Source organism: Actinomycetospora sp. (assembly GCF_036497245.1).
Classification (GTDB): domain Bacteria; phylum Actinomycetota; class Actinomycetes; order Mycobacteriales; family Pseudonocardiaceae; genus Actinomycetospora.
Genome location: NZ_DASXJS010000281.1, coordinates 1 through 8,412 on the forward strand (window position 1 = coordinate 1; position 8,412 = coordinate 8,412).

Sequence of the window (8,412 nt, forward strand, 5' to 3'; positions counted from 1 at the left end):
CGGGGCGGCTCCAGCTGTGGCGGTCGTCGGCGTCGGTCACGACGTCCAGGATGCCGCGCCGGCCCCGGCGCGCCCGGCGACCGGGTCCGCGGGAGCCTCGTCGGGCCGCGCCCGGGGCTCGGGCGCCCCGCGGACGGGCTCGGGCTCGGTGCGCGGCTCCGGCGCCTCGCCGACGGGCTCCAGCTCGGCCGGCTGCTCCTCGGTACGACGGCGGGCCGCGGCGCCGAAGTAGTCGCCGCCCTTCGCCTTGACGCCGTCGGTGCCCCAGCTCCGCATGCGGTCGGCCGGGACCATGCGGGGGATGTGCTTGCGGCAGTGGATGTAGGCCTCCTCGACCGCGACCACCACCCACAGCTCGGCACGCCTGCCGGGGACCGGGTCGACGGGGAGCTCGGGGTGGTCCCCGCGCAGGTCGGCGTCGTCGACGACGCGGGCGGTGCCGTTCACGTGCAGCCCGATGAGGTCCTCGGCGAAGTCGATCATCAGAAGGCCGACGTGCGGGTTCTCCGCGATGTTGCCGAGGCTGGCCATGACGCCGTTGCCGCGGTACTCGGGGTAGGCCACGTGACCGTCGTCGAGGACCGCGAGGAAGCCCTCGGGGCCGGCCCGCAGGGACGAGTCGCACTCGCCCCTACCGTCGGCGGTGGCCACGAACATCATGCTCATCCGCCCGACGAACTCGATCATGCTCGGCAGCAGCCGGTGGCACACCTGGTCGTCGTAGAAGCGGTCCGCCCGCGCCTTGGTCCCGAGCCGCTCCTGGAGCTCGTGCTCGCCGTCCGAACCGGGGCGACGGGGGCGCGTGCGGAGCAGCTTCGTGAAGCGCATGGTCCTCGTCTCGATCGCGCGTCGGGGCCGGGGAGGCGGTGGCGAGCCGGGCGGGCACCCCGCCCGAGGGGGAGCCGAGACCGATCGTACGGTCCCGGATGAGAAGCCTCGGCCGTGGACCTGAGAAGGGCCGGAGCCGTTCGGAGCAACTTGACCGTGACGTGAGTCACTCACGATCGGCATCCGGGCCGATGCTCAGGGTGTTCGGCGGACGCCGCGAGCCCGTGAGCAGCGAGAACGTGACCATTTCGTGACCACGCCCGGATCCGGGCCTCGGAAGGCCGCGCGATGTCACCCGTCCGGGGCCCTACGGTGGTCATCGGCCGGACGTCCAGGCGCCCGGCCCCGGACTCGAGGCGCCCACCTGTCCCGGCGAGTCCGGCCCCCGGAACCCCGAGTGCGGGACAGGTGGACACGCCGGGTCCCCGCCCGGCACCGGTTCGCTCCCCCACGACCGGGTTCCGGCGCCACGAACGAGGACCACCATGGCTCGACATCGCTCCGGGTCCCGCTCCGACCGGGCGAGTCCCGGCGCATCCCGGCCCGACGGCCCCCCGCGGACGGGCTCCTGGCCCGCGGCCCTCGACGCGCCGGCCACCGGCCCCCACGTCGTGCGCGGCAAGCATCGCCACGACCCCGCGACCACCCCGCTCGACCTCGCGGCGATCGCCCGCGCGGCCGCCGAGGCCCGCGCGGACGGGAGTGGGCCGGCCACCGGCGACACCGGCGGCCTGCTCGACACCCGCGCACAGCCCTCGCCGGTGACCGGCGGCCACCGGGCTCCCGCCGGACCGCCTCCCGGCCCGGTCACCGGAGGCCACCGGGCTCCCGCCGCGCCGCCTCATGCTCCCGTCACCGGCGGCTTCCCGGACCAGGCCCCGCCGGCCCGCCGCCCCGGTCCGGCGCCCGCGCCGCCCGGCCCCGTCACGGGCGGCTTCCCCGGACCCGGCCCCGGGCGCGCCTCGCACCGGGCCCCGCGCGAGACCCGGTTCATGAGCCCGACCCGCGCCGCGGGCGCGCTCGCCCTCTTCGGGGCCCTGACCGGGGCCAGCGTCGCGGCCGCGAGCTCCGGCCCGACGTTCCTGGCCGACCCGGCCGCCGACACCGGCGAGCTCGTCCGCCCGAACCTCGCCGTGGCCCCCGCGGGGGTGTCCGAGCCGGTCGTCCACGCGCCGTCGGTGGCGCCCCACACGGCGACGTCCACCCCGAGGAGCACCACCACCGCCGCCCCGACGACGAGCGCCGCGGCCCCCGCCCCGCGCAGCGACGGCGGGAAGACGCTCTGGTCGGCGGACTTCGCCTCCGCGGGCATGAAGAACTTCAAGTCGACGCCCTGGAACAACCAGGGAGCGTCGTCGCCGACGATCGGCGCCGGCCTGCTGAACGTCTCGATGCCCGGCGGCGGCAAGCGCTCCGAGGTCGAGCCGGACTTCAAGGGGCTCTCCGAGGGCGACCAGTACTACTTCGGGTTCTCGGTGAAGCTCGCGCCGGACTTCCCGGTGAACACCTCGGACTGGCAGGTGATCACCCAGTTCAAGAACGACGGCACCGGGTCACCGCCGCTGGAGCTCAAGGTCCAGGACGGCAAGTTCCTCCTCGACGGCGACTCGGGCGGGTTCTCGCAGGTCGTCGGCGACGCGAAGCCGGGCCAGTGGACCCACCTCGTGCTGAAGGTGAAGTTCTCGTCCTCGAACGGCACCGTGAGCGCCTGGCAGGACGGCGTGCAGAAGCTCGCCGACTTCGCGCCCCCGTCGGGCACGATGTACGCGGGCAAGGACAGCTACGTGAAGACCGGCATCTACCGGGACACCGCGATCGGCCAGGCGGGCAAGCTCGCGTTCGGCAGCTGGGCCATCGGCACGAGCCTCGGTTCGGTCAGCAAGGACCTCCCCGCCGGTCTCGACTGACACCGGCCTCCCCCGGACACGACGACGGCCCGGTCACCTCGTGCGAGGTGACCGGGCCGTCGTCGTGCGGTGTCAGCTCAGGGCGCTGACGAGCGCCTCACGCTGGCGGGCGCCGAGGCCCGCCACGCGGCGGTCCTCGGGGATACCGGCCTGCTCGAGCACGGCCGACGCCTTCGCCGGGCCGTAGCCGGGCAGGGCGCGGACGAGCTGCGAGACCTTGGTCTTCCCGGCGATCGGGTCGCTCTTGCCGCGGTCCAGCACGGCCGGGATCGACTCGTCGCCGCTCTTGATACCGGCGAGCAGGGCCGAACGGGCCTGGCGCGCCTCGCGCGACTTGGCCTGGGCGGCCTCGCGCTGCTCGGGGGTCAACGTCGGGAGTGCCATGGGAGTCTCCCTCTCCTCACCTGCGCAGGTCGTGGGACGGTGCCTGCCGGTCCCGGGATCGGGCCGACGGTGCCATCGTGACCGGGGACGGGTGTCCGACCGGCTGCGACACACCATGGCGCACCGCTTCTCGGGCTCATTCGCCGGGGGCAGGTGGTCGACCCCGACGGTCCGATCGAAGCGGGACCGTACACCCCGCTCGTTTTCGACCACGCGCTGACCTGCTGATATCTCGCTGTGTCAGCAATACTGAGCCGAATGAGTGACATCTGTCCCGATTTGCTTGGCGGAATTATCTACGAAGAGTGACGGTACCGGGGTTCCGGGAGCCGCCGGATGCCCCGAATTCCGAGGAGCAGCGTCATGACCCAGCAGGCCGACCCCCGCTACCCCGCCATCGACTCGTCGGTGGACGCGGAGACGACCGCCCCGGGCACGCCGTTCGACGCCCCAGCCCCGGCTCAGCCCGCCGGGTGGCCACCCTCCGCGCCCGCCGGCTACGCGGCGCCGCCCTCCCCACCGGGTGTCGGCCCGATGCCGCCGGTCCCGGCGCCCCAGGCCCCGCTGAACACCCTGTCGTGGCTCTCCGTCGTGATGGCGTTCATCGTCTCGCCGGTCGCGATCGTGCTGGGCATCATCGCCCGCACCCAGATCACCCGGACCGGCGAGCGCGGCCGCGGGCTCGCCACGCTCGGCGTGGTCCTCGGCGCCGTGTTCAGCCTCGTCGGCATCGCCTCGACCATCGTCGTGCTGCTGCTCGCCGGCCAGGTCAGCGCGAGCCTCGACGCCGCGACGAGCCCCGTCCCCGCGGTCAGCGCCGGGGCGCCCGCCGCGCAGGCACCTGCCGCCGTCCCGGCGCCCGCAGGCACCACCGACGACGACTCCGCGGGCCAGGCCCAGCTGATGGCCGGGTTCATCCAGGTCGGCTCGGCGGCCGAGACCATGTCGGCCGACCTGGACCGCCACAGCGGCGACCTCGACGCCATGCAGGGCGACTTCTCCGCCTACCGGGAGGCCATCTCGGGATTCCGGACGACGGCCACCACGGTCGCCGTCACCCCGGACGTGCGTCAGAAGGTCGACGCGAACCTCGTGCCCGCGATCGACCGGGTCCTCGCCGACCTGGACACCCTGTCGACGTCGTCGAGCCAGAGCAGGCTCTCCGGCGCCGCCGACCGTCTGCAGACCGACTCGCAGGCGATGGTCACCGCAGCCACGGCCGCCGTCGGCGGCTGATCCGAGGGGGGCGCCGGCCCGGTACCGGGGAGCCACGGCTCCCCGGTGCCGGGTCGTGTCGTCAGCGGCGGGGGTGGGCGGCCCGGTGCACGATCGCCGGCGGCAGGTTGCGCCACACCGTGGGCGTGGTCGTGACCTCGGAGAAGAGCTCCTGCAGCTCGTGCTCGAGGGCGCGCGCCGGAGCCGCCCAGCGGGTGAAGGTGTAGCCGAACTGCACGAAGACGCCGTCGTCGGCGAGGGTGGACGCGACGGTCGGCAGCAACGAGTCGTCCCGGCCCGGCCGGGTCGCCGACCAGCCCAGGCCGCTGACGACGACGTCCACCCCACGCGCGCCGGAGAGCCCGCGCAGGGCCAGCAGCGTCGGGAGCTCGGCGACGTCCGCGGGCACGACGTCGACCTCCGGGAGCCGCTCGGCCAGTCGGTGCGCCAGGCCCGGGTTCAGCTCCACCGCGAGATGGCGGGCGCGCCGGTCCAGCCTGCGGGCGAGCTCGAGCGTGAAGGCCCCGGATCCGGCGCCCAGCTCCACGACCAGCGGATCGGGGCGCGAGCACCGCGCGAGCGCCGCGTCGGCGACCGCGCGGGCCAGAGCCGTCGAGCTCGGCCAGACCGAGGCGGTCGCCACCGGGGAGCGGAGGAACGCTGCCGAGAACCGCGCAGCGTCGGTCCAGGCCCCCCGGTCGCGGCGCGGCTCGGGCCGGTCGACGTCGGTCTCCTCAGGCGACACGGGTGACCTCCTCGGCATCGCGGTCCCCGCTCGCGGCGACCGTCACCAGCGGCGGGGCGGGCACCGGACGGGCGGGGACCTGGTCGGCGTGCACGGCAGGCCGCGGGCGGGCGTCGGACGTCGCGTCGGGCAGTGCGCTCCTGATCGCGGTCGCCGCGCGCCGGGCGGCCTCCCGGCGCGGCCGCGCGCGGGAGTCGCCGACCGCGGCCGGGACGGGGACCTGGACCGGCAGCACCCGGACCGTGAGGACGGTGCGGGGCGCGGCCGCGACGCGGATCAGCGAGGCGAGCAGGGTGTCGTCCCCGACGAAGGCCGCGGCGGCATCGGGTGCGTCGTCGGCGTCGGCGTAGGACAGGGCGACCGGCACGACCGGGGCACCCGCGTCCAGCGCGGCCTGGAAGGCGGCGGGCCGGAAGCGGCCGAGGTCGCGACCGCACCGGGTGGTGCCCTCGGGGAACACCCCGATGCAGGCACCGTCGCGGAGCTCGCCCGCGACCGCGGCGACCGCCCCGGGCAGCGCGCGCAGCCGGTCGCGGTCCAGGAACACCGTCCCGGCGCGGGCCGCCATCGGGCCGACGAGCGGCCAGTCGCGCACCTCGGCCTTGGCGAGCATGCGGACCCCCACGACCCGGTTGAGCGCGAGCACGTCCAGCCACGACACGTGGTTGGCGACGACGAGCGACCCCGGCCGCGGGCGCGGGCCGGTCACCACGACGCGCACCCCCGCGGCCGCGAGGAGCCACCCGGACCAGACGGCCTGGAGCCGCCCGACGCGGCACGGCCCGAGCACCGGCGCCAGGAACGCCAGCCCGGCACCGAGCAGGAGCGTGCCCACCAGGGCGGTCAGCCGCCCCGTGGTGCGGACGACGCGGCGCATGCGGGCGAGGCCGGCGTCGGGGGCGGGGAGCGGCAGGCACTCCGGTACGCACGGCGAGGTGGGGAAGAAGCTGTTCACCTTCCCCGTCGCTCCGCTCGCCCGGGTCACGCCTCCTCCCCGAGCAGGTGCCGCCGCCACCGCGGATCGATGGCGGTGTGGTCGAGCAGGATGAACAGGTCGGCGACCCCGAAGTCGGGGTCGAGAGCGGGCGGACCGCCGATCTGCGCACCGAGGCGCAGGTATCCGCGCAGCAGCGGCGGTGTCTCGGCGCGGGCCCGCCGGAGGTCACCGAGGCCCTCGGCGCCCACCGGGGCGGGACGGCGCGGGACGACCCGGCGGTCGTCGGGGGCGAGGTGCCTGCGCTCCAGCAGCGACCACACCGACCCCGGCAGGGCGCCATCGCCGGTGAGCGGGACGCTCGCGCAGCCGATGAGCCAGCGGTGTCCGGTGAGGATCAGGTAGCGCCACATCCCGGCCCAGACCAGCGAGAGCACCGTCCCCGTCCGGTGGTCGGGATGCACGCAGGAGCGGCCGACCTCGACCAGAAGCGGACGCAGGTCGTCGAGCGCGGAGAGGTCGAACTCGGTGTCCGAGTACAGCCCGCCCGCCGCGCGGGCCCCGTCCGGCGAGAGCATCCGGTAGGTCCCGACGATCGCGCCGTCGGTGTCGTCCCGCACCATGACGTGGTCGCAGAACGCGTCGAAGGCGTCCTCGTCGCGGCCTTCCTCGGCCGCCGCTCCGGGGGCCAGGCGGGCACCCTGCTCGATCGCGAACACGTCATGGCGCAGGCGCTGCGCGGCCCGCACGTGCTCGCCCTCCCGGGTCACGAGCAGGCTGTAGCGGCCGGAGTCGTCCGGGCCGGCGACGCGGGGGTCGACGGAGGCCGCGAGGGCCGATGCCGGGCCCGCGGGGCTGTCGTCGGGGGCGGCGGGCCGTACGCCACCCTCGGCCGTGGTCGTGAGCAGGACCTCGGTGCTGGTCATGCCGCGGTGTCTACGGGGCCAGGACGTTCCCCGGCCGACCCGCGCGTGACGAGGCGGTGTGCTCCGCGTGAATCGTCGGCGGTCCCCACCAGCTCGGCGTAATGGCCCAGCAGTTCATCGCAGACGGCGGGCCAGGTCCGCCCGCGGGTCGAGGCCCGGGCGGCGTGCCCCATGCGCCGGCGCAGGGCGGGGTCGTCGCGCCAGGCGCGGACCCGCTCGCGGAGGCCGCCGGCGGCCGCGGCGTCCGATCCGGCGTCGAAGAGCCAGCCCGTCTCGCCGGGCTCGACCAGGTCCCGGACCCCGCCTGCGTCCGGTGCGAGCACCGGCAGTCCGGCCGCCTTGGCCTCCTGCACCGCCTGGCAGAAGGTCTCGAACGGGCCGGTGTGCACGAACCCGTCGAGCGCCGCGTAGGCCGTCGCGAGGTCGTCGCCGCCGCGGAAGCCCAGGAACGCCGCCCCGGGCAGCAGCTCGGCGAGCCGCTCGCGCGCCGGTCCGTCGCCGACGACCACGAGCCGGACCCCGGGCAGGTCGGCGAGGGCGGCGAGGCGCTCGACCTGCTTCTCCGCCGCGAGCCGCCCGACGTATCCGACGAGCATCTCCCCCCGGGGGGCCAGCTCGCGGCGCAGCGCCGCGGCCGCCGATCCGCCGTCGGCGTGCTCGGCGAGCGGACGGAACCGGGAGGTGTCCACCCCGCGGCCCCACCGGTGCACCCGGGGCACCCCGTGGGCCTCCAGCGCGTCGACCGCCCAGGACGAGGGCGCGAGGGTCCGGTCGGCGCGCGCGTGCAGCCGCCGGGTCCAGCGCCACGCCGCGCGGGCGGTGAGACCGACGCCGTACGACGCGGCGAACCCGGCGACGTCGGTCTGGTAGACGGCCACCGTCGGGATGCGCATCCGGCGCGCGACGGTCAGGGCCCGGGCGCCGAGCACGAACGGCGACGCGAGGTGCACCACGTCGGGTCGGAACTCCGCCAGGGCGGCCCGGACGGCGGGCGTCGGCACCCCGACGGGCAGCGAGTCGACCACCGGCAGGTCGACCGCCGGGACGCGCACCACGGGGACCCGCCGACCGCCCGACGGGTGCACGTCGGTGTCGGGGACCTCGTCCGGACCGGCGCCCGGGGCCACGACCAGCGCTTCGTGGCCGCGGGCCCGCAGGTGGGAGATCACGTGGAGGACGGAGTTGGTGACTCCGTTGACGGCGGGCAGGAACGACTCGGTGACGACGGCGACGCGCACGTCGCGACCGTTCCCTTCACGGAATCCGTACGGCCGACGACGACGTGTCGCGCGTTCGAACGGCTCCCCAACACTGTGATCCGAGGTTCCGATTCAGCCACGTTCCGCGACCACGAACGGTGATCTGAAGATCACCCTTACCCCCGCTCAGCAGCGATGACTCACGAGTAACCCACCGAATCCGCCCCATTCGGTGACGAGCGGTGACCAAATCGGGCACGACTCCGATGGTCGG

At 75.6% G+C, this 8,412-nt stretch carries 8 protein-coding genes; 2 read left to right on the forward strand and 6 right to left on the reverse strand.

Translation table 11 applies throughout. The annotated features are described in order from the left end of the window. Positions 1 to 36: 36 nt before the first annotated feature. Positions 37 to 828 carry a pyridoxamine 5'-phosphate oxidase family protein gene (locus VGI02_RS28455; protein WP_331633356.1) on the reverse strand — a complete coding sequence of 264 codons (792 nt, stop codon included), beginning with the start codon at positions 826 to 828 and terminating at the stop codon, positions 37 to 39. A 485-nt stretch (positions 829 to 1,313) separates the two neighbouring features. Here VGI02_RS28455 and VGI02_RS28460 point away from each other — a divergent pair, with 485 nt between their 5' ends. Beyond that, a complete protein-coding gene (locus VGI02_RS28460; protein WP_331633358.1) occupies positions 1,314 to 2,735 on the forward strand; it encodes a heparin lyase I family protein in 1,422 nt (473 codons plus the stop codon). A gap of 72 nt (positions 2,736 to 2,807) precedes the next feature. On the opposite strand, the gene mihF is transcribed toward VGI02_RS28460, so the two are convergent. Further along, a complete protein-coding gene (mihF, locus tag VGI02_RS28465) occupies positions 2,808 to 3,119 on the reverse strand; it encodes an integration host factor, actinobacterial type (RefSeq protein ID WP_331633360.1) in 312 nt (103 codons plus the stop codon). Positions 3,120 to 3,482: 363 nt separating this feature from the next. On the opposite strand from mihF, the gene VGI02_RS28470 reads away from it, so the two are divergent. Further along, positions 3,483 to 4,355, forward strand: coding sequence for a DUF4190 domain-containing protein (locus VGI02_RS28470; RefSeq protein WP_331633362.1), 873 nt, complete (start codon positions 3,483 to 3,485; stop codon positions 4,353 to 4,355). A 61-nt stretch (positions 4,356 to 4,416) separates the two neighbouring features. Here the strand turns inward: VGI02_RS28470 and VGI02_RS28475 are convergent, their stop codons facing one another. Genes VGI02_RS28475 through VGI02_RS28490 form a run of 4 tightly spaced genes read right to left on the reverse strand, consistent with a single transcriptional unit; the run spans position 4,417 to position 8,177 of the window. Beyond that, entirely contained in the window at positions 4,417 to 5,079 is a 663-nt protein-coding gene (locus tag VGI02_RS28475; RefSeq protein ID WP_331633365.1) for a class I SAM-dependent methyltransferase, read from the reverse strand. Beyond that, positions 5,069 to 6,064 (reverse strand): lysophospholipid acyltransferase family protein, encoded by a 996-nt coding sequence (locus VGI02_RS28480; RefSeq protein WP_331633368.1) that lies wholly within the window; start codon positions 6,062 to 6,064, stop codon positions 5,069 to 5,071. Before VGI02_RS28480 ends, VGI02_RS28475 begins: the two co-directional genes overlap by 11 nt. Next, positions 6,061 to 6,939 carry a GNAT family N-acetyltransferase gene (locus tag VGI02_RS28485; protein ID WP_331633370.1) on the reverse strand — a complete coding sequence of 293 codons (879 nt, stop codon included), beginning with the start codon at positions 6,937 to 6,939 and terminating at the stop codon, positions 6,061 to 6,063. Before VGI02_RS28485 ends, VGI02_RS28480 begins: the two co-directional genes overlap by 4 nt. Beyond that, complete coding sequence (locus tag VGI02_RS28490; protein WP_331633372.1) at positions 6,936 to 8,177, reverse strand: glycosyltransferase family 4 protein; 1,242 nt, start codon at positions 8,175 to 8,177, stop codon at positions 6,936 to 6,938. Before VGI02_RS28490 ends, VGI02_RS28485 begins: the two co-directional genes overlap by 4 nt. Positions 8,178 to 8,412: the final 235 nt, after the last annotated feature.

Coding starts and splice junctions, on each gene's coding strand:
- VGI02_RS28455 (WP_331633356.1), bottom strand. CDS start 828: ATGCGCTTCACGAAGCTGCTCCGCACGCGCCCCCGTCGCCCCGGTTCG.
- VGI02_RS28460 (WP_331633358.1), top strand. CDS start 1,314: ATGGCTCGACATCGCTCCGGGTCCCGCTCCGACCGGGCGAGTCCCGGC.
- mihF (WP_331633360.1), bottom strand. CDS start 3,119: ATGGCACTCCCGACGTTGACCCCCGAGCAGCGCGAGGCCGCCCAGGCC.
- VGI02_RS28470 (WP_331633362.1), top strand. CDS start 3,483: ATGACCCAGCAGGCCGACCCCCGCTACCCCGCCATCGACTCGTCGGTG.
- VGI02_RS28485 (WP_331633370.1), bottom strand. CDS start 6,939: ATGACCAGCACCGAGGTCCTGCTCACGACCACGGCCGAGGGTGGCGTA.